This is a genomic window from Paeniglutamicibacter sp. NPDC091659 (assembly GCF_044756805.1).
Lineage (GTDB): Bacteria > Actinomycetota > Actinomycetes > Actinomycetales > Micrococcaceae > Paeniglutamicibacter.
Genome location: NZ_JBIVTO010000012.1, coordinates 18594 through 42221, shown reverse-complemented (window position 1 = coordinate 42221; position 23628 = coordinate 18594). Strand labels below are relative to the sequence as shown.

Here is a 23628-nt window from a genome sequence, read left to right as displayed (position 1 = left end):
TGATGCCTTAGTCGCGCTGCACCAGCGCTGGCTTGGCCAAGATCGGAGAATCTCTCCCAAGTTCCAGGATCCTCGCGTCTCTACGACCCAGCGCACCCTCATCGTGGGTCGCGCACAACACAGCACCACCTTCACCGAGGTGCGTAGCGATCTGCTGCCGCACGCGGGCGGAGCTGGCTTCATCGAGTCCATTGAACGGTTCGTCGAGCAGCCACAGCCAAGGCCGATGGAGGACAGCCAATGCGAGCCCCAATCTCTTGCGCTGCCCCAAGGAGAGCATGCTGGCGGAGATATCCGGAGTCCCCTCCAATATCGCACTGCTGATTTCCGCACCAGCAATCGGAATCCGCGCTGCAGTCCACAGTGAGATCGCGAGTTTCAGATGCTCATCCGGTGTCAGTTCTTCAAACAGATTTGGGGGATCTGTTACATATCCAATGTGACGCTTTGCGCGCGTGGAATCTGTGCGATGGCCCTCCACAACGACCGTCCCATCGAGAGGAGGGCGGTTGCCGGCCACGGTGGAAAGGAGCGTGGACTTGCCAACGCCATTCGCTCCGCGCACCAGGATGACATCACCGGGTGCCACGTCAAGGCGCACGCGTTGAATTACCGCACCACGCGCATATCCGATTTCGGCATCAATCTTGAGCACGATGTTTGACTCCAATCGTCGATGGTAGAGCCGCGGTGATCCCCGCGGCGATCAGGGGGGCAACGAGCACGGAAGACAACACAGTCGCTCCGGCAAAAAACCCGCTCCATTGGGCTCCCGAGGCGGTCGAGATGGCGACAGCAATAGAAATCCCGACGCCGTAGGTAACTGCCATTCGCGCCCAGCCACGTTGGCTGATCTCTGAGGCTTCCTTCCAGTCGGGCTGCGGATACCGCATGGACACAAAGCAGCCGAGGGTCGGGGCGACAATGGCAACCGCTGCACATGCCGATGCGGCAGTACCGATTGCCCTAGGACCGATCGGCACGAAAATGCAGAGAAGACCGATGAACAGTGCACCGGTGCCTGCTACGATCAAGGCGCCTGTAGCCGAACGTGCCGCCGCAAGAGAACGAATGCCGTGAGGGAACGTCCGCATTAGCGTCGTCCCATGCCTATCTGAATCGAGGGATATCAACGGATACAGCGAAGTGAGCAACACGAAAGAGTAGCCGGCACATACGCCGCCCACCACTGTGGCAGCAACAGGCCCCGCAGTCAGCTCTTCAATCGAGTCAACAAAGAACCATCTACCGAGCGCCCCAAGCATCGTTACGGACAGTGCCATGGACAGGATCATGTACAAGCCAGGCCGCATTCGCCATTCGAACGAGCGAAGCGACCGGCGGACGTCGAGCAGGATCAGTTCCGTAACAACGCGTCCGCCATAAACCCGTGACATACGACCTTGAGTTCGGTCTCCAATTGTTTCCGCTCGTTTTGTGACGATAGCCCAAGTGAGGGTTCCGCAATTTTTATAGGAACCGACTGCCACTACGATGCACACGACAGAGCTAACACACAGCGCTGCGGTCAGGGATGCCGATGGGAAGAACCCAGCACTTACGCCGTCTCCGTTCCGAAAACCAGCGACGCACGAATTTACCCACGATGTCGTCCATGCTGCGGAACACCCCACAAACGTGGCGAGGCCAATGACCGTGAAAACAACAGTCCACGGCCTGCCGTTCTGCGAAGCATGTGTGAGTCTGAGATTTGAGTAGGCGACACCGCATGCCGCCGCGCCTGGACCGGCGATGACGGCAACCGCCCATCCGATGGAGAGATCGGAATGTTCCGGGCTGAACAGCTTCAGGACAAACAATGCGGAAAGAATGCCGAACCCGGCAATGACCATCCGCGCCGACCGGCCCACAAGGAGGCGTCCGACAAGGAAGCTCCGAGGCGCGACTCCCCTGCCGGAGTAGAACCACCAGCTGCGTGTCTCCACAAGACTGGCTCGTATCTCCGGCCACAATGACCCGGTGCCGAAGCCACCTAGCAACCCTAGAATGGCCGCCGCGCCAACGGCTGTTTCCGGCGCGACTCCAAAGGCCAGGAGAATGAAGCCCATCCAAATACCGATGCCTGTCGAGATGAGGCCAGCGATCAATGTCGCCATAGCCCCGTGGCGAGGCGACAAGACGGGAATGGGTACGAATCGACGAAAACGACGCGTAGCCATTGCGCTCGATACGATGACCGAGTGTCGTATGTCTGAGGTCATTTCCGGTCTCCTGCCGCCGGCTCGCGTTGTGCTTGATGTCCACTCTCGGCATGCCAACACCAGTAGGCGAGCACAACGGAGAATGTGGCCCATACGATGAGCATGCAGCACGCGGACACCGTCCCCAGAAGATCGCCGGCTACTGTGGCCTCCAACACCGCGCCGACACGGCCGGCTGGCATCTGCGAGGCTACCCACGCATACAAGTCGTTTCGTGAAGTTGCACCTATCGTTCCCAATATTGCGGGGAGGACCACCATGATGCTCACGAAGACGCCAGCAGCGACCACACCGTGTCGCACGCAGAGCCCTATACCCGCAGCAAAGACTGCGACCAATGTCATTGCGAGTGTGGTGGCGCCCACGGCCAAGACTTGGTCGAGCAGGCCTACCTCGACAGAATGCCCAGACAATTCGCTAGCTACAAGAACCAAGATGCATGCCGACACGAAAGTAATCATGGAAACCGTAGCCGCACCCAGAGCTGTGACTGTCAATCGTGCGACAAAAGTCTTGCCAGTTGCTGGCACGGTGAGATCGGTCAGCCGCTCACGTCCGGTCGAACGTTCGTTGGCGGAAAGGTGAATGGCCGCGAACCCCAGGAAGAGCGCGACTGTTGCGGCACCGCTTATCGGTGCTCGCACAATGAGCATGTCTACTTCGCCTGCAGGAATGCCCTCTCCGAGAGATGTCAGGATCCGCGCGAACAGGAGGGCTGCGACAGTGCCGACCAGACCACCAGCGACAGCGGAACTCCACAACAGCCATTGGGAACGCAAGGTCCGTGCTTTGAGGAACTCCGACGCGATGACGTGCTTCAGCCTCTGCTGCCGCCGGGATCGCAACACAACGGGCACCCGATCAACGATGCTCAAGATTGGCCTTTCTCGCGGGGAAGCTCCCGCAGTGCAGGGTCGCGTGGTTCCATCTCAGCAAGCAAGCGGAGATACTCGTTCTCCAGAGAATCTTGTGCTTCGGACAGTGATTCCACGAAAAATCGTTCTCGAAACGTTAGTTCAGCCACAGCGCGCAACGTCATTCCGCGAATCAGAAGTGCGTTCCCTTCGCGCTGTGAAGTAGCGCCGTGTGTGGACAGCAGGCTTGCTAGTTCATCTGGCGTGTCACTCACGGCGACTACGTATCGTGCGAGATTACTCTCGCTGGTGCCGGTGAGATCCCGGGTTTGTAAAACACGACCGTTCGAGAGAATGCAAACATGATCGCTCACGAGTTCCAGTTCCGAAAGTACGTGGGATGAGATGAGCACGGTGGATCCCTCGGCGGCGGCCGTCCGCAGCAGGTCACGGATCCAATGGATGCCGTCCACGTCTAGTCCATTGAGGGGTTCATCTAGGATCAGATTTCGTGGTCGACCGAGCAGAGCAACTGCGAGGCCGAGACGTTGTCGCATGCCCATCGATAGTGATTTCACCCGTTTGTGTGCAACTGCCCCGAGGCCTACTTCATCGAGCACCGCGGTGACCCGCCGAGATGGCAGGCCACCCGCGGTTGCCGCGATCCGCACTTCATCCACTGCACGCCGCCCAGGGTGGAACGTAGATGCGTCGATGGCCGCACCCGCGCATTGCAAGGGCGATCGAGAGCGGGCATATGGATGCCCGTCGATGAGAGCGAAGCCCCCGTCCAGGGTTTCCAGCCCCAAGAGACAACGGAACAACGTCGACTTACCCGCACCGTTGGGCCCGACGACTGCTGTGACCTGCCCCGGGGCAGCTGTCAGATCGACGTTTGCTAGGGCCGTTGTGTGACCGTACTGCTTCTGTGCTCCGGAGACTTCTATCATTGTTCGTGTCTCCAGTCACTCAGCCGGTGAACCCGAAGAAGTGATTACAACTGTCTCGATCCCCGCACCGACCAGGATAAGAAAAATAGAGAGTGCGATAAGGAATGCCGCGGGTACCAGACCTGTGCGATATCGCTGTATAAGGTCTCGTCCACTGCCTCTCCCACCAGCGAGCGTGTATGCGAGAGGCAGGAACCCAGCAACAGCAGCCGCAGCAAGGCCAAGCATCTCTATGCCGACATAGGCGCCGACGGACTCGAACAAATCGCCAACCCCGACGGTGTTGACCGATGCCGCGATGGTGGCCCCCAGATACAAACCGAGGAACAGCCCGGATACAGCCGACAATAGACCGAAGGTGATGATCCCAGCAGCGAGTGAAGCAGCTGCAGGCAAGTTGCGGGCGAGGATGGCTAGGAAAACCTCTCCGAAATTGTTCGCGCCCGCCAACCCTGCTCGGACACCTGGCTCACCAGGAATTGTAATGCCGGACATGGCCGTCGAACCGCCGACAGCTCCCACACCGATCACCATCACGGCCAATGCGATCGCGATCGCGACAGAACGAACGATCGGCCCTTTCGGTGCCAACGACCGCCCAGTGACGAGAACGCTCATTGAACTGCGATAGCGTCAGTCTCGATGACACGGCCGCGGCGTCGGTGTGCGGTGCTCTCGGAAATGTAGCGGGTGGACGGAGCTGCCCAGCTCAGCGCAACGGCGGCACCGATGACAATCAGGCTCCCAATGGATAGAACGGTAGGTGAGGCGATCGTTCCCAATGCTTGAAGAAAGAAGAGGATGCTTGCGAGGATGCGAATGTATCCCCGGCCGGCCCGCAATGCGATCGCGATCCAGAGAGTCACACCTAGCGTGATCAAGACCAATAGCGCTTGAATAACAACGGCCGTCGATTGTGCGATGCTGACTAGCGCGTCGATGCCAATCTCGCCTTCAAGCGCCTCAGGTGTCGCGTAGATGCCCTCCCGTAGCATCGCCGCACCTTGCGGAGACATCACGCTCGCGATGGAAATCGCGGAACTTGCTATTGCGAACCCGGCCGAAAGTATGACCAACCAGAACGCGATAGTAATCGTCCTGGGTCGAGCAACTGGTGCCATTTTCTGTTTCTGGGTAGACATGGGGGGTACCTCATCTTTCTTGCTACCAAGATGGGGGCCGGACGACATGGAAACGCCGGCCCCCACCCAACGGGGGATTGGAATCAGGCGATGGCTGGGCCAGCGGCCCAGCTAACGACGATGAATGCGATCGTCGCCGTGATCGCTGATGCGACCCCTGCACCCGCAATGGCTGCAACTACGGTCACCGCACTCCTGCCAGCCTTGATGGCGGCTACGATTTGCGATGCCGCCGCGGCACTGATGCCCAGCGATCCTGCAATCCACATGGGGTTGAATCCGGTATAGACGACACCGACGATGGCGAAGGCGAGGGCGGCGCCGACGACGACCAGCCTCACATTGGATGTTGATCGCTGTTCGACGGCGAAGCCTGAACTGATTGCACTCATGATGGTTACTTCTCCTCTATTTATGTCATCACGCGGACTCGCTCTTGCGAGTTTTCACATCGGATGTGATTAGGACGGTATCGTTAATATCCAGTTAGACAAGACTAAAAAAGCGTTAAAACCAATCGTTTGACAATATTGTGGCCAAAAGTTTAGTGGATAAATCATCCAGTATTATTAACTTCCCACACACTGCGTCGGCCACTGGTTCAGTGCGCTCTAACTTCGGACGCGCATGTTTTGAATTATGAACTTTGAACCATAAAAACTAAACCTTTTCATGTCGAACAAAAGTAGAAAACAACAGAATCTTCACCATTTGGACATTTCTGCAATGCGGAAAACTTGAGAAATAAATGCGATCAACTAGTGGGGTTTGTTTATATTTCTATAATTATTGCGGGGTTCCAACGAAACCCCGAGAAACCCACCAATTAAAGTGTCCATAGAACCCCGGACGATCAGTTGTAGAGCCCCCACCAGTTGCTCACGCATGATTGAGCTATCAATACGTCGGAGCCCGTCCTTATGCTCATTTCAAGTTAGGCAACCGGCCACCCTCATACGCAACCGCATTTGATACGAAACTGACGCAGGAAACAAACTCATGATGTTCTTCATCGCCCCCTTCGTCATTGCAATCATCTTGCTCCTCTTCACGAAGCCGGGAATCAAAATCGCTCTCGCCATCCTGCTCCTGGCGACCGCAGCCCGCGTGCTGCTCATTGGCACCATCACGTTCTACGGGCTCTTCATGCCCGAGCATTTCCAGCACCTGCAGGAAGTCACCAGCACCCACGGCGACCATGACTGACCTCTACATGGAACGGTTGTTCGGCAACTTCTTCCCCCTGGCAGCACTAGGGCGTGTCTCTTAATCCCCGGCAACCGGGTTTGGGAGGATTGACGGGCGAAATCCCGTTACACCGTTTTCTCCGATGCCCAGTGGGAACTGATTGCCCCGCTGATGCCCGATTCCACGGGCAGGGCCGGGCGTCCCTTCAACGACCACCGGCTGATCACCGAGGGAATCATCTACCGCTACCGCGCAGGGATCCCGTGGCGTGACCTGCCGGAGCACTTCGGGTCGTGGAAGACCGTGTGGAAGCGCCACCGCCGCTACAGCAACGACGGTACCTGGGACACCATCTTGGGCGCCCTGTTGTCCCGCGCCGACGCCGAGGGGCTGATCAATTGGGAGGTGTCGGTGGATTCCACGGTGAACCGTGCCCACCAGCACGGCACCAACCTCCCGCGCCACACGGGGGGACCTGTCGAATTACAAGAATCTGCTCATTGAGCCCGAGGACCACGCCATCGGCCGTTCCCTCGGCGGGCTGACCACCAAGATCCATGCTCTGATCGACGGAAACCGGCGTCCCTTGGTGCTGCTGCTCGGAGCCGGGCAGGGCGGGGATTCGCCCATGTTCCAAAACCTCCTGGAGGGACTCAAGGTCAGGAAGGCCGGGTCTGGGGCGTCCCGGACCCGGCCCGACCGGGCGCTGGCGGACAAGGCGTACTCGTCAAAGGCCATCCGCAAATACATGCGGGACCGCGGCATCCAATGCGTGATTCCCGAATAGGAAGACCAGAAGGCCAACCGCAAGCGCAAGGTGAAGGCCGGCGGGCGGCCGGTGACCTACGACAGGGACGCATACAAGCGACACAATGTCGTGGAATGCAGCTTCACCACCCTGAAGCAGTGGAGGTCCTTGGCCACCAGCTCGCGGTTTGCTCGCCCTGACCTACCGCTCCGCGGTCGTGCTGCAGGCCGTTGTCATCTGGAGCGCGGCAATTTCGGCATTGGAAGACACACCCTAGTCGTGGCCCTCGTGTTCCGGGGTCTGGTGGCTGGAAGCTTCGATCTGGAACGTGGAGTGCTCGATGCTGACCTCGAAGTGCTGGGCCACGCAGGACTGCAGTTCGCCCAGCAGCGTCGCCGCGGCCCCGTTTCGGAAGGCCTCGTCCGCCACCACCACGTGGGCGGAGAGGATCGGCAGGTTCGAGGCGATCTGGCTGGCGTGCAGGTCGTGGACGGCGAGCACCAGCGGGTGGGCCGTCAGGTGCGCCCTCACGTCTTCAAGGTCAAGGCCCTTGGGCGTTGATTCGAGCAGGATGTGGGTGGTCTCCCCCAGCAGTTTCAGCGCGCGGGGAATGATCAGCCCCGAGATGAGCATCGCGGCGATGGAGTCGGCCTGCATCCACCCCGTGGTCGAAATGATGATGGCCGAGATGATGACGGCCACCGAACCGAGCGCGTCGTTGAGCACCTCAAGGAAGGCGGCGCGCATGTTCAGGTTGTCGTCCTTGCCCGAGGCGAGGATGAGCATCGAGGCGATGTTGCCCACCAGGCCGATGATGCCGAAGATGAGCAGCCCGCCGGCCGCCACCTCCGCGGGATCAAAGAGCCGGCGGATGCCGTCGATGAAGGCGTAGATGCCGACGCCGAGCAACAGCGCCGATTGCAGGGTCGCCGAAAGGACCTCGGCCCGGCGGAACCCCCAGGTGCGCTTGGCGGTTGGCTTGCGCATGACAAGGGTGGCCGCGGTGAGCGCCAGCAGCAGGCCGGTGGAGTCGGTGAGCATGTGGGCCGCATCGACGAGCAGCGCCAGCGAGTTGGTCGTGATCGCGCCGACGATTTCGGCGATCAGGATGGTGAAGGTGATCCCGAAGGCCCAGGCGAGCTTGGTGCGGTTGGAAGTGGCCGCACCGTGGTCATGGCCGTGGTCGTGTGCCATTACAGCCCCGCTTCCCTGTCTTGGTGCGGCCCGTGGACCTCGCTGAAATCGTGGTCGTCCAGCCCAAGCGCGGTGCTGCTGGCGATGTAGTTCGCGGCGCCGTCCAGGATCATGGAGAGCAGCCCCGGATTGGCCAGCGAGAACATGCTGGAACGACCCACCGCGCGGGAGGTGACGAGCCCGCAGTCGCGCAGGCAGGAAAGGTGCGCGCTGACGGTGCTCTGGGCCAGTCCCAGGTGTTCGGTGAGGTCCTTGACTTTGTGCTCCCCGGTGCGCAGGTGGTCCAGGATCATCAGTCGGGTCGGATCGGCCAGCCCATGGAAAAGTGCCGCCGACGGCGCATGGGTTTCCAGCGCTTCGTTCCTCGCGTGTCGCTCGCGAACTATCATCGTCATATTCCGATGATAGCGCTATTTGGCGATAAGGCCAGGGGCACGGAACCCGTGGCAGGATTGGAACATGGATACGGGGATTGTCATCGGAGAAGACCAACTTGCTCGGCCGGCCTGGGCCGCGACCGACCCGATGATGCGGGAGTACTACGACATCGAGTGGGGCATGCCGGTTCGAGACGAGCACGGGGTCTTCGAGCGACTGAGCCTCGAGGCGTTCCAGTCGGGGCTGTCGTGGGCCACGATCCTGCGCAAGCGGGAAAACTTCCGCGAGGCATTCGCAGGCTTCGACCCGGACACCGTCCAGGGCTTCGGCGAGGACAAAGTCGAGGAACTGCTCGGCAACGCCGGGATCATCCGGAACCGGGCAAAGATCCTGGCAACCATCAAGAACGCGAGGGCCACCATCGAGTTGCGGGAAGACTGCGGCCTGGCCGAATTCGTCTGGTCCTTCAAGCCCGAGCAGACACCGACCCCGCGCACCATGGCCGAGATCCCGACCACCAGCCCGGAATCGCTCGCGCTGTCCAAGGCCCTGAAGAAGCGCGGCTTTTCCTTCGTGGGACCCACGACGATGTATGCGCTCATGGAGGCGCTCGGGATCGTCGACACCCACCTGGTGCAGAGCCACCGCCGGGGCACCTCGGGGGTTTGGCCCGCGTGATCCGGCACTTTCTCGAAGCCAACGGAAAGCTGGACCCGGGGCACATGATGCATGTGCTGGGCATCCATTCAATCCCCGGCCTGGACATCCACGACCCGGCAAGCAACCGGCACACGCGCATGGTCCCCTTGGGTGCCGGGCCCCGCGCCGCCACCCTGGAATTCACCGAAGACGGCGTCCTCCTCGAGTGCGCGGGACCGCCAGCCGGTGACGCGGCGGAGCTCGTCCAAGCCGTCCGAAGCTGGCTGGATCTGGACACCGACCTTGCCCCGATCCAGGCGGCGTTCGGGGACGACGGGCTGCTGGCTCCGCTGGTGGGCGCCAGACCGTGGCTGCGCTCGGTCGGCTACCTCAACGGTTTCGAGGCGGCGGCCACCACCATCCTGGGGCAGCAGGTCTCGCTGGCTGCCGGCCGCACCTTCGGCGGGCGATTCGTCGCAGCCTACGGCCGCGAGGCCGCGGATGGGCTCCGGAATTTTCCGCGTCCGCAGGACGTCCTCGAGTACGGCCCGGATGCCCTGCGCGAGGCGATCGGGCTGACCCGGGCCCGTGCAACCACCCTCTTTGCCATGGCGGAGAGCTTTGCCGCCAAAGACTTTGCCGCGCCGGACGCATTCCCGCTGAATCGCAAAGAACTGCTCGCCTTGCGCGGCGTGGGTCCGTGGACCGCCGACTACCTGCAGATGCGCGGCAGGAGCGACCCCGATGCGTTTGTGCCCGGGGACTTGGTGGTCCGCAGGGCATTGAACCGCGTCACCGAGCGCAAAGCGGCGCAGCTGTCCGAGGCGTGGGCCCCGTACAGGTCCTACGCCATGGTGCACCTGTGGGCATCCGACGCGGCCTGACAGGCAAGCAAAAGGGCGGCTCCCCGAGGTGTTACCAAACCTCGCGGATCCGCCCTTTTCACCGGCTGAACTGGAATTCGCCGATTTTTGCTATGCCGACATCAATGCCGACTGCTGCGATTGGGTGAGCAAGTCCCTAAACAGCGCCTTGTTAAGCGTGAATCCCTTCGCCGCTTCTTCGAGCAGGGATGAAACCCGCTCGGGTGTCACCGCGTAAGCGTCAAGCTTCGCGCGGTATTCGTCCTTGTATGGCTTGTGCTTGTCGATCCCGTCGAAGCGCCACATGGTCAGGTCATCCTGGGCGATGCCGTAGTGGCGCTCGACGAGTCGGCCGATGATTTGGCCGCCGGACAAATCTCCCAGGTAGCGCAGGTAGTGGTGGGCCACGAGCCTGGCCGGATCGCCGGCCGCGGCACGAATGTGCTGCACATATTCTTTGGTTGCACCCAGCGGCTCGGGGATGTTCGAAAATCCATGCCCAGGCAGGAGGCTGGCGAGATCCGCCTGGATTTTCGACAGGCGTTCCAGGCGGAGATCAAAAATGGGATCCAGGTCGGCGTCGCCCGCCAGCGCCCGGACCTCGGTTTCCAGCGCTGAATAGATGTAGGTGTACTGCGAGAGCAAGAGGACGTAGTCGCGCGAGGTTCGCGTTCCGTTCATCAATGTCGTGATGAACTCGCTGCCTTCTGCCTCGCGGTGGTCGGACTGCGTGGCTTCCTTGAGCCTGGCAGAAAAAAGCACCTGGTCGTCCAGCGACATCGTTATCTCCCTGCGTATTGGCCTTTGAGTTAATGCCATCCTAACCATAAGCGCCCTAATAACGATAGTTTACAGTGACCTAATTGGCGGACTGTCGGTCACATGCCTCTCGAACACCGGCCCTTCAGGCCGCCGACCGCCCTGATTTCGGCGGCAAAACGTCCGGTCAAGGACGGCGGGCAGTGGAGCCGGGATCACGCGCACGCCCGGAGCACCAAACTCCCGCCCTGCCGCAACCAGCGGAATTGGCAAGCGAAGTGGCCGGCGACGGCCGACACCCCTTTCCGGGCCCAGGGCGCCTGCAAAGCCGCCGAGAAATCGCGGCCTTGGAATGAGGCAAACTCGGCGCCCACTCTTTAAAAGAGGAACTCGTGTCGAACGGGTGAATATCAATTCACGCGTCCGGCAGGAGTTCCTGCGCTCTTTTCTTCTCACAGGCAGGCGTTCATCGGCCGGTTCGACAACATCGTCCGGCTGCGGTGCGGCAAAAACCCTTCGGGGATGTGAACGAAGCATAGGTGGCCGCCGGATCGGCGACGCTCTCGATTGCGGTCCGGGCACATGTTGCCAAGGCCCCGTCGCGGCCTTGCCGTGCCAGCACCTACCGACAGTCAGGCGTTCAGCGGCTCGGGGAAGATCTGGCCGATCGGGCTTTTCTTCTCGGCCTGGAATTCGTCTTCGGCGCGGCCATAGGCCCAGTACGCAGAGAGGGACATGGCCTTGCGGTCAACCTCGCGTTCACCATGCAGGTATTCCCGAAGCGATTTCATGGTCTCCCGCTCGCCGTGGGCGAAAACCTGGACCGTTCCTTCGGGCCAGGGCGCGGCGCGCACCACCGATTCGAGCCTTGTGTTCTCCGGGGTGAAAGGTTCCCCGCGGTGCAGCCAATGGACCTCGATCCCCATCGGCACGTCGAGCTCGACATGGTCACCGGGGCCGCCGACCTCAAGGTAGATGTCGCCGATCATTTCGGGAGTCATGTCCAACACTGCGGCCGAGATGGCAGGCAGGGCCGTTTCGTCGCCAATCAGCAGCTGGCGGTCGAATTCCGGATCCGGCGTGTACAGGCCGCCGGGGCTGGTGAAGCAAATCAGGTCGCCGATTTCGGCGTTCCGTGCCCACGGGCCGGCCAGCCCCTCGTCTCCGTGAACCACAAAGTCGATTTGCACGGTTTTGGCTTCCAAATCCACGTGGTGCAACGTGTAGGTACGACGGACCGGGAAATCCTCGGGCGCAAGTTCCTCGCGCAGGGCGTCCAGGTCATAGGGCGGAACGAGCCCCAGCTCGGGCTTGGTGAAGAAGATCTTCACGTAGCGGTCGGAAACCAGCTTGTCTTGGTAGTTCGCAAATCCCTGTCCACCGAAGGTCAGTCGAACCATGTGCTCGGACAGCATCTCGGTTGCCAGCACTTCGAGAACTACCTGTGGACGAGCCGGACGTGCCAAACGCTGTGTACTCACCGAAGACCGCTTTCTTGGATTAGGGAAGGTATTCCTATCCTAATCGATGGTTCGATCGGCCGGTGAATGGCCACGTCAGCCACCAAGCCAGTGCATTTCGGCCAAAGCGTCAACAAGAATCCCCAAACCGATCGCGAACGCCGCGTCGTCCGGCGGTGCCCCGCGCACGGCTCCGTCTGGTCCTGCCTAAAGCGCTTGGCCCTGCCAACTGCGCACGGTCCAGGTGTCCCCCTTGCCCGATTCGAGGACGGCAACACCAGTGTTCTGCAACGGGGCATGGTGCAAGAGAGACACGTCGAAGTTTGATTTGCGGCTGGCCAGCCACGTCATCAGCATGGCCCCGTGGCTGACCACGGCCAGCGATTCGGTGCCGTCGGCACCCGCCCGCTCGATGACGGCACTGAACCGCTCCAGGGCGCTGCGCCCGTCCTCGCCGCCGGGGATCTTCGCATGCAGTTCGCCCTGCAGCCACTTGAAGAACACGTCACGGTAGGCCAGCTGCGCCGCCAAGTCCGTCCGCATTTCCAGTTCGCCCGCGGAGATTTCGCTCAGGCCCGTATGTTCGGCCAGCAGCAGCCCGCGGGTCGTCGCCAGCGGCGTTGCCGTCATCTTGGCGCGGATCAACGGGGATGAATAGACAGCGTCCAGTTCTTCCTTGGCGAGTTGCTTGGCAAGCCTTTCGGCCTGGGCCACGCCCACGTCGTTCAGCGGGGCGCCGGGGGCTGCCGTGTCCAGTGCCTGCACCACGTTGGAGGCCGTCTCACCGTGGCGAATCAGTATGAGTCTCACACTTTTACTCTAAAGCGTCGGAGCCCGGTTGGCAGGATCATTTACGGCTTCACGAGATGCGCGCCATTTTTCGGGTTCCGACCCGGCGTACACACCAGCCCCATGCTTCAAGGGTGGTTGGGATGACGAATCGGCTTTGCCGGCGCCCGCCGAAACAGGGCAAGAGCAGACGAAAGGCGCCATCGTCATGGGCAATGATCCTTCCATTCCCGACATCTGGCACGGGAGTTTGCCCGCGTGACCGAGGCTTTGCCGCAAGGGTTACTGGAACAGCGCCTTGGCTTCGTAAGCGCCCAGCGCGACTTTGTGTTCGGCACTCAGGCGCAGCAGCCGCTGGGTCTCCACGGCGAAAAACGCCAGGGTGGTGGTGGCACGCACACAAATCCCGCCGTCCACCGGATCGTGGAACTCGTAGCAAATGTCGAAGCTCGCAGCCTTGATTTTGCTGATCCACAAATCCACGTGCGCCGGAACGTTGCGGTAGTCGAGCGGTTTCACGTAGCGCACCCGATGCTCGACCACCAGGATCTGGGTGTTTTCCGGGACGGTGGAGAACAGGTCGACCTGCGGCAGGATGCCGGGTTTGCCGGTGCCTCCGGGTACCCCGAACCCGGCAATGCGCGCTTCCTCCATCATGCGGACGAGGTTGACGTTGTTGATGTGCCCGTAGGCGTCCATGTCGCCCCAGCGCATGGGCACCTCGACACTGATCTTGTATCCGCTCACATGTCGCTCCCGGGGAACGGGTCGGCCTCGAGGTAGCCGAGTTCGGTGAGCTGCGCGGCAATGCGGGCGCCGTCCGGTTCATATACCCAGGGCACGCCGGGGGTTGAGTTCAGGATCCCCTGGCTGCGCCCGCCGGCAAGCACCGCCTCCGAAGGCGTGAGCTGGCGGATGACGATGGCCGCGACGTGCCCGGGGAAGCGGCGGGCGAACTCGGCATAAAGATAAGGGTCGTGCTGGCCGTCGTCGCCGATCAGCAGCCACTTGATGTTCGGGAATTCGGAGGCGACGCGGCGCAGCTGGTCGGCCTTGTGCTGCATGCCTGAGCGGAACCAGCGCCGTTCGGTGGGTCCCCAGTCGGTCAGCAGCAGCGGGCCCTGCGGGTAGAGGTTTCGCGACAGGAACCGCGTGAGGGTTTGGGCGACGTTCCACGCACCGGTGGACAGGTAGAAGGTGGGGGCTCCCGGCTTGTTGCGCAGCAGCCGATCCATCATCACGGCCATGCCGGGGGTGGCAAGCCTCGCGTGCTCGGAAAGGACAAAGGAGTTCCAGGCCGCCAGCAGCGGGCGTGGCAGCGCGGTGACCACCACCGTGTCGTCGACGTCGGAAAGGACCCCGAACTCCTGGGCGGCATCGACCATCAGCACCGGGGCGATCACGGGCGCACTGTCTTCGATGGTCATCGAGATTTCATGCCAGCCCGGCTCGAGCACGGCGGCCACCCGGACGTCGAGGACTCCCCCGCGGTCGGCCTGTACGTCGAAATCCTCGCCGTTGATGCTCACGCGGATCTGCCCGTGGGGAACGATGGGCGACATGAAGTTGCGCCATCCGCGCACTCCGTCGGCGATGACCTTGGCGACGTGGCGCCCGTCCTCGAAGGCGCCGGGCTTGGCCAGGACGGCGCGGGCAAAGATGCGAACCCAGCCCTTTTCCGGGTCCGCCAGACCGTATCCGGTGTATGACAGGAGAGTGGGCACCAATCCGCGCTCGCGGGCGCGCTCCGCGCGCAGCTCGTACACGCGATCTTCGAAACGCGCGGCTATATGCCGTGCATGTTCCACACTCAAATCCTTGACCATGGTTCCAGTCTTTCATGTGCGGTGCGGCACCGATGGATCGGAAGGATGATTCTTCGACGCGCCAAATGATTCGACGGCACAAATCTGGTATTTTTCTACGATACGTAGAATACTGAAGCCATGATGTTTGAACACGACGATGACCAGCCGATACTCACTCTCGACGACGACCAGTCATGGCGTTTGCTCGAACATACAAACCACGGACGCCTGGCCACGGCAGTGGGAGGAATCGTTGATATCTTCCCGCTGAACTTCGCGGCAAAAGACCGTGTCATATACATACGCACGGCGCCCGGGGAAAAGCTTGCGGCCTTGACGGTCAACGGGCAGGTCGCGTTCGAGGCCGACGGCATCCTGTCCGACGAGGCGTGGTCGGTGGTTGTCCACGGCACGGCGCACCGGCTCGAAACCCAGGACGAGATCGCCGCCGCCCGCGACTCGGGCGTCACCCCATGGATCCCCACCGAGAAGGAATCCTGGGTGAAGATCAAGGCCGAAAAGATCTCCGGACGCCACTTCCGCCTCGGGTCCCAGCCCGAGGTCGGAGACGCCGTCTAGTTACCGGTAGTCGTAGAAACCCGAACCGGACTTGCGGCCCAGCTTGCCCTCGGCAACCAGCGCGGCAATCCGCGCGTTCGGGGCGTCTACGTCCGCGCCGGTTTCGGCGTAGGTGGCCTGGTCGATGAAATTGACGACGTCCAGGCCCACCAGGTCCATGAGCGCAAACGGGCCCATGGGGTGGCCCAGCGCGGTGCGCGCCGTGGTGTCGATGTCCTCGATGCTGGCGATGCCCGAGTCGGCCAGGAACAATGCCTCGCGCCGGACCGCGCCCATCAGGCGGTTGGCGACGAATCCGGGGATCTCGCGGTTGATCAGCACCGGTTCCTTGCCCAGCCGGCGCGCCAGCTCCATGGTCGTTTCAACGGTTGCGTCGCTGGTGGTTTCGTGGCGGACCACCTCGACGCACTTCATGACCAGCGCCGGGTTGAAGAAGTGCATGTTGCAGACCCGGTCCGCGCGCCCCGTGGCCTCGGCGACCTTGGACGAACCGAGGGTTGAGGAGTTGGTGGCCAGGATGGCGTGCGCCGGGGCCAGCTTTCCGAGGCGCTCGAAGATCTGGGTCTTGATGTCCAGGCGCTCCGTGGCTGCCTCGATCACGAAGTCGGCGTTCGCCGCGGAAGCGTCGAGGTCGGTGCTGTAGGCCAGGGCGCCCAACGCCGAGTTCGCTGCCTCCTGCTCCAGCTTGCCCTTGGCTACGCGGCCCGCGGCCCATCCCTCGAGCTCGGTGCGCGCAGCCGCCAGGCCGTCCTCGGAGATGTCCTGGATGGTGGTCGCGTAGCCGGCAAGGGCCGCGGTCATGGCGATCTGGCGTCCCATGGTCCCGGCGCCGATGACCAGGATGGCGGAAATGTTCTCGATGCTGATTGGTGTACCCATCGTTGAATCCACTGCTTTCTAAGAATCGTGTTCACCGGCTCGCGCGCGGCCCGGGTTTGGTGTTCATCCTTGGCATGCCCGGGGGCGCCGGCCGCATCCACGAACGAGGATGACAACAGGCGCCCCGGGGCACTGCCGGTCGGGTTTGCCTACGCGCCGCGCAGGTACACGGTCGTCGTGTGCGTGAAGAATTCCCGGGCGGCCGAGCCCTGTTCCTTGGGTCCGTAGCCGCTTTTCTTCGCCCCGCCGAACGGCACGTGCGGATCCGCGCCCGCCGATTCGGAGTTCACGTGGAGGATGCCCACGTCGATGGTTTCCATGGCTTCCAGTGCCTTGGTCAGGTCCTGGGTGAAGACCGCGCAGCTGAGTCCGTATTCGGAATCGTTGGCCAGCGCGAAGGCCTCAGCGGTGGTTGCCGCGCGGCGGACCGCAAGGACCGGTCCGAAGAACTCGTCGCGCCAGGCAACGTTGTCCTCGCCCGCGGGGATCTCCAGCACCGTCGGCGCCACGAAGGCGGGACCGAGCCCGGACACGTCGCCCTCGAAGCGCGTGATGGCGCCCTGGGCGACTGACGCCTGGATGCCGGCACGGATTTCCGCCGCGGCCGAATCGGAGACCACCGGGCCCATGTGGACCGAGGCATCGGTCGGGTCGCCGGTCTGCCATTCGGCAAGGCGCTCGGCCAGGCGCGTCAGGAACGCATCGGCGATGGAATCCTGCAGCACCAGGCGCGAGGTTGCCGTGCACTTCTGGCCGGTGGAACGGAACGCCCCGAAGAGGACCTGCTCGGTGGCAAGTTCAAGGTCCGCGTCGTCGAGCACGACCGAGGCGTTCTTGCCTCCCATTTCCGCCTGGATCGGCACGCCGTTCCCGGCTGCCGCGGCCGCCAGCATGCGGCCCACCCCGGTGGAGCCGGTGAACGTGAGCCCGTCCAGGTCCGGGTGGTTGACGATCTCGTTGCCGAGCGAACCGGAGCCGATGACCAGGTTCAGCACGCCCGCCGGCAGGCCGGCCCCGGCGAGGGCCTGGGCCAGGCGCAGCGCCAGCAGCGGCACGGTGCTGGCCGGCTTCCACACCACGGTGTTGCCGAAGACCAGCGCCGGGGCGATCTTCCACGCGGGGATGGCGATGGGGAAGTTGAACGGGGTGATGACCCCGACGACGCCCAGCGGCTTGCGGGTGACAAGGATCCTTTCGCCGCGGCGCGGGGAGGAGAAGACTTCCCCGGCCAGACGGTCGGACTCGGCCGAGTAGTAGGTGAGGATCTGCGCGGCGCGCAGCACCTCGCCGCGGCCCTCGGCGAAGGTCTTGCCTTCCTCGCGGGCCAGCTCGGTGCCCCACGCATCGGCGTTGGCGGTGACGATGGCCGCGGCACGGGACAGGTATCCCCCGCGTTCGGCCATCGGGGTTGCCGCCCATCCGGCGGCCGCGGTCCGTGCTGCGGCCATGGCCGCCTGCACGTCCCCGGCCGTGGCGGTGCCGCCGGCGGCGATCACCGGGTCCGGGCTGGTCGGCGAGGTGGATTCCAGCCGGCGCCCGGTTCCCTCGACCCACTGGCCGTCGATCAGCAGGCGCAGCGCGACGGTGTCGGTCTGCGTGATGGTTTCAGTCATTTTTCCCTCAGGGTGGATGTCGGCCGAACGTTTAGCGGAAGGCCGGGACGCCGGTGAGCTTGTTGCCCAGGATCAGCGTGTGGACCTCGTCGGTGCCCTCGTAGGTGCGCACGGATTCCAGGTTGTTGGCGTGGCGCAGCGGCGAGTAGTCAAGGGTGATGCCGTTGCCGCCCAGGATGGTGCGGGCCTCGCGGGCGATCTTGATGGCCTCGCGGCAGTTGTTCAGCTTGCCGACGGAGATCTGGTGCAGGTCGAGGGTGCCGGCGTCCTTCTGGCGGCCGATGTGCAGGGCCAGCAGGTAGCCCTTGTTGATTTCCAGGGCCATGTCCACGAGCTTCTGCTGGGTCATCTGGTAGCCGGCCAGCGGCTTGTCGAACTGCATGCGCTGCTGCGAGTAGGCCAGCGCGTCCTCGAAGGCGTCGCGTGCCGCGCCCATGGAGCCCCAGATGATGCCGTAGCGGGCCTCGTTCAGGCAGGAGAACGGGCCCTTGAGCCCCACGACGTTCGGCAGCACTGCGGTGGCCGGCAGGCGGACGTCGGTCAGTTCGATCTCGCACTGGATGGATGCGCGCATCGAGAGCTTGGGCTCGATCGGGGTGGCCTTGAAGCCGGCGGTCTCGGTGGGGACCACGAAGCCGCGGATGCCCTCGTCGGTCTGCGCCCAGATGACGGCGACCTGTGCCACGTTGGCCAGGCCGATCCAGCGCTTGGTGCCGTTGATGACCCAGTCGTCGCCGTCGCGGCGGGCGAAGGTCTTCATGGCGGAGGGGTCGGAGCCCGCGGTCGGTTCGGTCAGGCCGAAGCAGCCGATGGCCTCGCCCTTGGCCATCTTCGGCAGCCATTCGGACTTCTGTTCCTCGGAGCCGTGCTTGTAGATCGCGCTCATGGCCAGCGAGCCCTGGACCGAGACGAAGGTGCGCAGGCCGGAGTCGCCGGCCTCCAGCTCGGAACCGGCCAGGCCGTACTCGACGGCGGTGGCGCCGGCGCAGCCGTAGCCTTTCAGGTGCATGCCCAGCAGGCCGAGCCTGCCCATTTCCGGGACGATTTCCAGCGGGAAGACGGCGTCCGCGTACCAACCGGCGATGTTCGGCTTGATGGCCTCGTCGACGAAGCTGCGGACCTTGGCGCGCAGCGCGAGCTCCTCGGCGCTGAGCAGCGAATCGAAGTTGATCAGGTCTGCCGGGTCCAGCAGGTGGGTTTCGTGGGCGGTGATGGTCATGGAGAACTCCTTGGAAGAGAGGGACCTAAAGGTTTTGGGCGATGCTTGCTTGGCGGGTTGCCTGGCCGGTTACTTGGCGGCGTCGGCGATGGCCTTGGCCAGGACCGTGAGGCCGTCGCGCAGCAGGTCCTCGCCGATGACCAGCGGCGGCAGCAGGCGCACGACGTTGCCGTGGGTTCCGCAGGTCAGGGTCAGCACGCCGGCCGCGTGGCAGGCGGAGGAGATTTCCTTGGCCAGGTCCGCGCGCGGTTCCAGGGTGGCAGCGTCCGCGAGTTCGATGGCAAGCATGGCGCCGCGGCCACGGATCTCGGCGACGACGTTGGTGGAGTCCAGCAGCGGCTCGAGGATTTCGCGGGCCACGGCCTCGATGCGGCGGGCGTTTTCCAGCAGCGTGCCGTCCTCGAACTGCTCAAAGACCGCGAGGGCGGCCTCGCAGGCCAGCGGGTTGCCGGCGTAGGTGCCGCCCAGGCCCCCGGCGTGCGGCGCGTTCATGACCTCGGCGCGGCCGGTGACCGCGGAGAGAGGGACGCCGTTGGCCAGGGCCTTGGCGGTGAGGATCAGGTCCCCCGCAACGCCCTCGTGCTCGGAAGCGAAGAGGGTGCCGGTGCGGCCCATGCCGGCCTGGATTTCGTCGATGACCAGCAGGATGCCGTACTTGTCGGCAAGCTTGCGCAGGCCCGGGATGAAGCCGGCGGCCGGGACGATGAAGCCGCCCTCGCCCTGGATCGGCTCGATGACCATGGCGGCGAAGGTGTAGGCTCCGTGCTCGAGGATGGTTGCCTCGACCGATTCCAGTGCCGCCTCGGCGCCGGCGGCCAGTCCCTCGGCCGGGCGCAGCGGGTTGGCGGAAGCGGCGCGGATGATCTCTGCGGGCAGCGGCCCGAAGTTCAGCTTGTACGGGTTGACCTTGGCGGTCATGGCCATGGTGAGCAGCGAGCGGCCGTGGTAGGCCTCGTCGAAGACCAGGACATTCGGGCGGCCGGTGGCGGCGCGGGCGATCTTGATGGCGTTTTCAACGGCTTCGGCGCCGGTGGAGAACAGGCCCGTGCGCTTGTCGAAGTCGCCAGGGGTGTTCCGGTTCAGCCATGCACAGACCTTGGTGAAGGACTCGTATTCGGTGACCATGAAACAGGTGTGGGTGAAGGCCGCGAGCTGGGCCGCGACGCGTTCGGCGACGAGCTTGTTGCTGGCACCCAGGGAAGTCACGGCGATGCCGGAGGCGAAGTCGACCAGGCGGTTGCCGTCGACGTCCTGGATGATGCCGCCCTCGGCGCGGGTCACGAAGACCGGCAGCGTGATGCCGAAGCCGTTCGTCACCTGTGCGGCGCGTTCGGCGTGCAGTTCGGTGGAACGCGGGCCGGGAATGGCTGTGGCAAGGTGGCGGGTCTGCGGCAAGGTGGCGGCTTCCGCGGCCAGGAGAGTTTCAGTCATGGGCTCCACGTTATGTGACTGCGTGACACGCGTCATTGGATGTTCTGCCCAATCTGATGGCTTGTGTTGGATAATCTAGCCCATGATCTCCCTTTTGCAATTGGGTGCGGAGCTGGGTAGCGAACTCGCGCCCTGCGAGGACGCCGACTTCAGCGCCAAGCCGATCACCGGTGTCCACGTTTCCGAACTGGAGGACCCGACCCCCTACCTGGAGGGCGGGGAACTGCTCCTGACCACCGGCATGCCGTTCGCCGCCTCGGCGGCGCTCTCCCGCGCCTACATGGCCAGACTCGAGGCCAAGAACGTGCACGCCGTCGGGCTGGGCCTGGGGCCATGGCTCAGGTCGGTCCCCGGGCACGTGGTGGCGGCGAGCCTTGCCGCGGGCATCGAGCTGGCGATCGTGCCCGACGGCGTCCCGTTCCAGAACGTCACCCGCGCCTACTGGCGGCTTGCCACCAGGGACGACACCACCAACCTGATGGATTCCCTCGGCACCCAGACCGCGCTGGCCCGCGCCGCGATGCGCCCCGACGCCACCAGCGCGGTGGTGCGCGGATTGGCCCAGGCGCTCGGCGGTTGGGCTGCCTATCTGCCGGCCGATGCCGGGGCGGAGACGGTGTGGCCCGCCTCGACGAGCGCCCTGGTCCCCGACCTGCGCTCCGAGTCCATCCGCTTCAACAAGGCAGGAGTGCCCTCCGCCGCGACGTTCGAGGTCCACGGGCAACCCGTGGTGCTCTACCCGATCCTCGTGGGCACCCGCATCCACGGCTTCCTGTGCATCGGCTCGGGCCGCACGCTGACCAAGGCCGACCGGCAGGTCATCATGACGGTTTCCACGCTGCTGGCCCTGCGCGCACGCCAGCGCGAGGTCATCGTCGGGACCACCAACGCGCTGGGCGCCGCAACCACCAAGCTGCTGCTGCACGGCCAGGGCGAGGCGGCGCACATGGTGGCCGAGGACGTGGGACTGGGCGAACTTCCCAACCGGGTGCGGCTGCTGGGCATCAGGCTTTCGCCGGGCGACGACCCGGGGCTTGCAGCCCGTGCGGCGGTGCGGCTGGTGGCCGACCCGGGATTGCCGGACCTGGCCGCGTCCGTGGACACATGCGTGCTGCGCCATGTCCAGGATTCGATCCTGTACCTGGTGCTGTCCGCCGCCGGCCTGGGCAGCTCCCCGGCGGACAGCGAGCGCGACTCGCTGGAACAGAATGCGATGCTGGGGGTCTCGGCGCTCGAGGAGCCCGAGGTCTCCGGGTCGCTGGCCGCGGCGCTGGGCGATCCGGTGAGCCTCGGCGAGATCCCCGGCAACCTTGCGGTGCTTCGCCAGGCCGTGTTGCAGGCAGCTCCGGGACGCCTGGTGGCGGTGAGCGCGAGCGAGGACGCGCGGGCCACGGGCTGGGTGCGGGTCCTGGCCGACTACCCGCGCGCCGACCTGCTGGAAACGGTCAGGGCCTACCTCAGGGCGCGCGGCACCTGGGAGGATGCGGCGCGGGCCCTGGGCATCCACCGGAATTCGCTGCGCCACCGGATCGCCGTGGCCGGCGGCCTGCTGGGCGTGGACCTTGACGATCCGGACGTCGCTGCCCACCTGTGGCTGGCGCTTCGGCGCGAGGAGAGCGGTTTAGGACCGCGCTAGCGCCGGATCCTGCTTTGCCGGCTTGCCGGGTTCGGCGGGCTTGCCGAGCCAGGAACGGACCGCGTCGGTGTGTTCGCCGAGCAGCGGCGGGGCCACGGACGGTGCATCCAGCCGCGGCGTCCAGCTGATCGGGTGGCGGATCTGCTTGCCGACCACCACACCCTCGGCGTTCCGCACCTCGATCACCGGGTCCAGCCCGAGCGATTGCGCATAGTCGATACCCTCGTCGATCCCCGCGACCTTGCCGGCGGGAACGCCGACGCCGGTGAAGCGCGCCTGCCACTGCGCACCGGTGTCGGCCTGCAGCGCATCCTCCAGCAGCGGAATGAGCACCTCGCGGTTGGCCACGCGCGCCGAATTGGTGGCAAAGCGGGCATCGGAGGAAAGCTGCGGTTCGCCAATCTCGGCGCAGAGCCTGGCGAACTGCCCGTCGTTGCCGCAGGCCACGGCGACGGATCCGTCGGCGCAGGCCAGCAGCTGGTAGGGCACGATCGAGGGGTGCGCATTGCCCATGCGGGTGGCGACCTTGCCGGCGCCCAGGTAGGCCTGGGCCTGGTTGGCCAGCGCACCCTGCAGGCTGGAGAGCAGGTTGACCTCGATGTGGGCACCGGCCCCCGAGTCGTTGCGGGCGGTCAGCGCCGCCAACACCCCGATGGTCGCATCCTTGGCGGTGAGCACGTCGACGAGCGCGACGCCGGCCTTCATCGGGTCGGCGTCGGCCTCCCCGGTGATCGACATCAGCCCGCCGAGGGCCTGGACGATAAAGTCGTAGCCGGGCAGGTGCGCCCCGCCGGCGGAACCGAATCCGGAGATCGAGGCGTAGACCAGTCCCGGGTTCTCCGTGGCCAGCTCCCCGTAGCCGAGCCCGAGCTTGGCCATGCCGCCGGGCTTGAAGTTCTCCACCAGCACGTCGGCGCGCAGCGCCAGCTCCCGGGCCAACACCAGGTCCCCGGGGTTCCCGAGGTCCAGCGCCACCGACTGCTTGTTGCGGTTCACCGACTCGAAGTAGGTGGAGCCGGTGGCGGAGAACGGCGGGCCCCAGCTGCGGGTGTCGTCCCCCGTCCCGGGGCGTTCGACCTTGATGACCGTGGCGCCGAGGTCGGCCAGCGTCATGGTGCACAGCGGGCCGGCCAGCACCCGGGAAAAGTCGGCGACGATGATGCCGTCAAGCGGGCGGATCGAATTCATGCGGGGATTCCTTCCGTGGCCTTCCTGCTCCGCACCATCTGCGAACAGCGTCCCGCCGGGATCTCCTGGATCCCCGCGTGGGTGCAGTG

24 protein-coding genes and 1 pseudogene are annotated in these 23628 nt (G+C 64.1%); 6 read left to right on the top strand and 19 right to left on the bottom strand.

Features of this window, described 5'->3' with window-relative positions:
- Positions 1-7: 7 nt before the first annotated feature.
- The 7 genes from ACIQLF_RS18495 to ACIQLF_RS18465 form a co-directional block, all read right to left on the bottom strand.
- Entirely contained in the window at positions 8-670 is a 663-nt protein-coding gene (locus ACIQLF_RS18495; protein WP_400301697.1) for an ATP-binding cassette domain-containing protein, read from the bottom strand.
- Positions 642-2117: a hypothetical protein gene (locus tag ACIQLF_RS18490; RefSeq protein ID WP_400301694.1), complete on the bottom strand. Its 1476-nt coding sequence runs from the start codon at positions 2115-2117 to the stop codon at positions 642-644. The genes ACIQLF_RS18495 and ACIQLF_RS18490 overlap by 29 nt, the downstream gene beginning before the upstream one ends.
- A gap of 101 nt (positions 2118-2218) precedes the next feature.
- Positions 2219-3097 carry a hypothetical protein gene (locus ACIQLF_RS18485; protein WP_400301691.1) on the bottom strand — a complete coding sequence of 293 codons (879 nt, stop codon included), beginning with the start codon at positions 3095-3097 and terminating at the stop codon, positions 2219-2221.
- Complete coding sequence (locus ACIQLF_RS18480) at positions 3094-4026, bottom strand: ATP-binding cassette domain-containing protein (protein WP_400301689.1); 933 nt, start codon at positions 4024-4026, stop codon at positions 3094-3096. Before ACIQLF_RS18480 ends, ACIQLF_RS18485 begins: the two co-directional genes overlap by 4 nt.
- 15 nt (positions 4027-4041) lie before the next feature.
- Positions 4042-4644, bottom strand: coding sequence for a hypothetical protein (locus ACIQLF_RS18475; RefSeq protein ID WP_400301687.1), 603 nt, complete (start codon positions 4642-4644; stop codon positions 4042-4044).
- Positions 4641-5168 carry a hypothetical protein gene (locus ACIQLF_RS18470; RefSeq protein ID WP_400301685.1) on the bottom strand — a complete coding sequence of 176 codons (528 nt, stop codon included), beginning with the start codon at positions 5166-5168 and terminating at the stop codon, positions 4641-4643. The genes ACIQLF_RS18475 and ACIQLF_RS18470 overlap by 4 nt, the downstream gene beginning before the upstream one ends.
- A gap of 83 nt (positions 5169-5251) precedes the next feature.
- Positions 5252-5560, bottom strand: a complete 309-nt coding sequence (locus ACIQLF_RS18465; RefSeq protein ID WP_400301682.1) for a hypothetical protein — start codon at positions 5558-5560, stop codon at positions 5252-5254.
- 607 nt (positions 5561-6167) lie between these two features.
- On the opposite strand from ACIQLF_RS18465, the gene ACIQLF_RS18460 reads away from it, so the two are divergent.
- Together ACIQLF_RS18460 and ACIQLF_RS18455 are read left to right on the top strand one after the other, a co-directional pair.
- Entirely contained in the window at positions 6168-6374 is a 207-nt protein-coding gene (locus tag ACIQLF_RS18460) for a hypothetical protein (RefSeq protein ID WP_400301679.1), read from the top strand.
- Between the two features lie 153 nt (positions 6375-6527).
- A pseudogene (locus ACIQLF_RS18455) lies at positions 6528-7381 on the top strand (IS5 family transposase).
- On the opposite strand, the gene ACIQLF_RS18450 reads toward ACIQLF_RS18455, so the two are convergent.
- Entirely contained in the window at positions 7378-8298 is a 921-nt protein-coding gene (locus ACIQLF_RS18450) for a cation diffusion facilitator family transporter (RefSeq protein WP_400301676.1), read from the bottom strand. The pseudogene ACIQLF_RS18455 and the gene ACIQLF_RS18450 overlap by 4 nt on opposite strands.
- Positions 8298-8693 carry an ArsR/SmtB family transcription factor gene (locus ACIQLF_RS18445; protein WP_400301674.1) on the bottom strand — a complete coding sequence of 132 codons (396 nt, stop codon included), beginning with the start codon at positions 8691-8693 and terminating at the stop codon, positions 8298-8300. Before ACIQLF_RS18445 ends, ACIQLF_RS18450 begins: the two co-directional genes overlap by 1 nt.
- A gap of 64 nt (positions 8694-8757) precedes the next feature.
- Between ACIQLF_RS18445 and ACIQLF_RS18440 the strand changes: the two genes are divergently transcribed.
- Both ACIQLF_RS18440 and ACIQLF_RS18435 read left to right on the top strand, forming a co-directional pair.
- A complete protein-coding gene (locus tag ACIQLF_RS18440) occupies positions 8758-9354 on the top strand; it encodes a DNA-3-methyladenine glycosylase I (RefSeq protein WP_400301671.1) in 597 nt (198 codons plus the stop codon).
- The gene (locus ACIQLF_RS18435; RefSeq protein WP_400301668.1) at positions 9351-10199 is read left to right on the top strand and encodes a DNA-3-methyladenine glycosylase family protein; all 849 of its coding nucleotides are present in this window, start codon (positions 9351-9353) and stop codon (positions 10197-10199) included. The genes ACIQLF_RS18440 and ACIQLF_RS18435 overlap by 4 nt, the downstream gene beginning before the upstream one ends.
- Positions 10200-10289: 90 nt before the next feature.
- Here the strand turns inward: ACIQLF_RS18435 and ACIQLF_RS18430 are convergent, their stop codons facing one another.
- The 5 genes from ACIQLF_RS18430 to ACIQLF_RS18410 form a co-directional block, all read right to left on the bottom strand.
- Entirely contained in the window at positions 10290-10958 is a 669-nt protein-coding gene (locus ACIQLF_RS18430) for a heme oxygenase (biliverdin-producing) (RefSeq protein WP_400301665.1), read from the bottom strand.
- A 611-nt stretch (positions 10959-11569) separates the two neighbouring features.
- Positions 11570-12418, bottom strand: coding sequence for a siderophore-interacting protein (locus tag ACIQLF_RS18425; protein WP_400301662.1), 849 nt, complete (start codon positions 12416-12418; stop codon positions 11570-11572).
- Positions 12419-12604: 186 nt separating this feature from the next.
- Positions 12605-13207, bottom strand: coding sequence for a histidine phosphatase family protein (locus ACIQLF_RS18420; protein WP_400301659.1), 603 nt, complete (start codon positions 13205-13207; stop codon positions 12605-12607).
- A gap of 261 nt (positions 13208-13468) precedes the next feature.
- On the bottom strand, positions 13469-13933 hold the full coding sequence (locus tag ACIQLF_RS18415) for an acyl-CoA thioesterase (RefSeq protein ID WP_400301656.1): 465 nt from the start codon (positions 13931-13933) through the stop codon (positions 13469-13471).
- On the bottom strand, positions 13930-15012 hold the full coding sequence (locus ACIQLF_RS18410; protein ID WP_400301653.1) for an App1 family protein: 1083 nt from the start codon (positions 15010-15012) through the stop codon (positions 13930-13932). Before ACIQLF_RS18410 ends, ACIQLF_RS18415 begins: the two co-directional genes overlap by 4 nt.
- Positions 15013-15132: 120 nt before the next feature.
- Here ACIQLF_RS18410 and ACIQLF_RS18405 point away from each other — a divergent pair, with 120 nt between their 5' ends.
- A complete protein-coding gene (locus ACIQLF_RS18405) occupies positions 15133-15573 on the top strand; it encodes a pyridoxamine 5'-phosphate oxidase family protein (protein WP_400301651.1) in 441 nt (146 codons plus the stop codon).
- Here the strand turns inward: ACIQLF_RS18405 and ACIQLF_RS18400 are convergent, their stop codons facing one another.
- From ACIQLF_RS18400 to ACIQLF_RS18385, 4 genes are all read right to left on the bottom strand, one after another.
- Positions 15574-16452: a 3-hydroxyacyl-CoA dehydrogenase family protein gene (locus ACIQLF_RS18400; protein ID WP_400301649.1), complete on the bottom strand. Its 879-nt coding sequence runs from the start codon at positions 16450-16452 to the stop codon at positions 15574-15576.
- A gap of 149 nt (positions 16453-16601) precedes the next feature.
- Positions 16602-18065 (bottom strand): aldehyde dehydrogenase family protein, encoded by a 1464-nt coding sequence (locus ACIQLF_RS18395; protein ID WP_400301646.1) that lies wholly within the window; start codon positions 18063-18065, stop codon positions 16602-16604.
- Positions 18066-18096: 31 nt separating this feature from the next.
- Positions 18097-19284 (bottom strand): acyl-CoA dehydrogenase family protein, encoded by a 1188-nt coding sequence (locus ACIQLF_RS18390; protein WP_400301643.1) that lies wholly within the window; start codon positions 19282-19284, stop codon positions 18097-18099.
- Positions 19285-19353: 69 nt separating this feature from the next.
- Positions 19354-20715 (bottom strand): aminotransferase class III-fold pyridoxal phosphate-dependent enzyme, encoded by a 1362-nt coding sequence (locus ACIQLF_RS18385; protein ID WP_400301641.1) that lies wholly within the window; start codon positions 20713-20715, stop codon positions 19354-19356.
- An 82-nt stretch (positions 20716-20797) separates the two neighbouring features.
- Here ACIQLF_RS18385 and ACIQLF_RS18380 point away from each other — a divergent pair, with 82 nt between their 5' ends.
- Complete coding sequence (locus ACIQLF_RS18380) at positions 20798-22351, top strand: PucR family transcriptional regulator (RefSeq protein WP_400301638.1); 1554 nt, start codon at positions 20798-20800, stop codon at positions 22349-22351.
- Here the strand turns inward: ACIQLF_RS18380 and ACIQLF_RS18375 are convergent.
- Positions 22337-23539, bottom strand: a complete 1203-nt coding sequence (locus ACIQLF_RS18375) for a CaiB/BaiF CoA transferase family protein (RefSeq protein ID WP_400301636.1) — start codon at positions 23537-23539, stop codon at positions 22337-22339. The genes ACIQLF_RS18380 and ACIQLF_RS18375 overlap by 15 nt on opposite strands.
- Between the last annotated feature and the right edge of the window lie 89 nt (positions 23540-23628).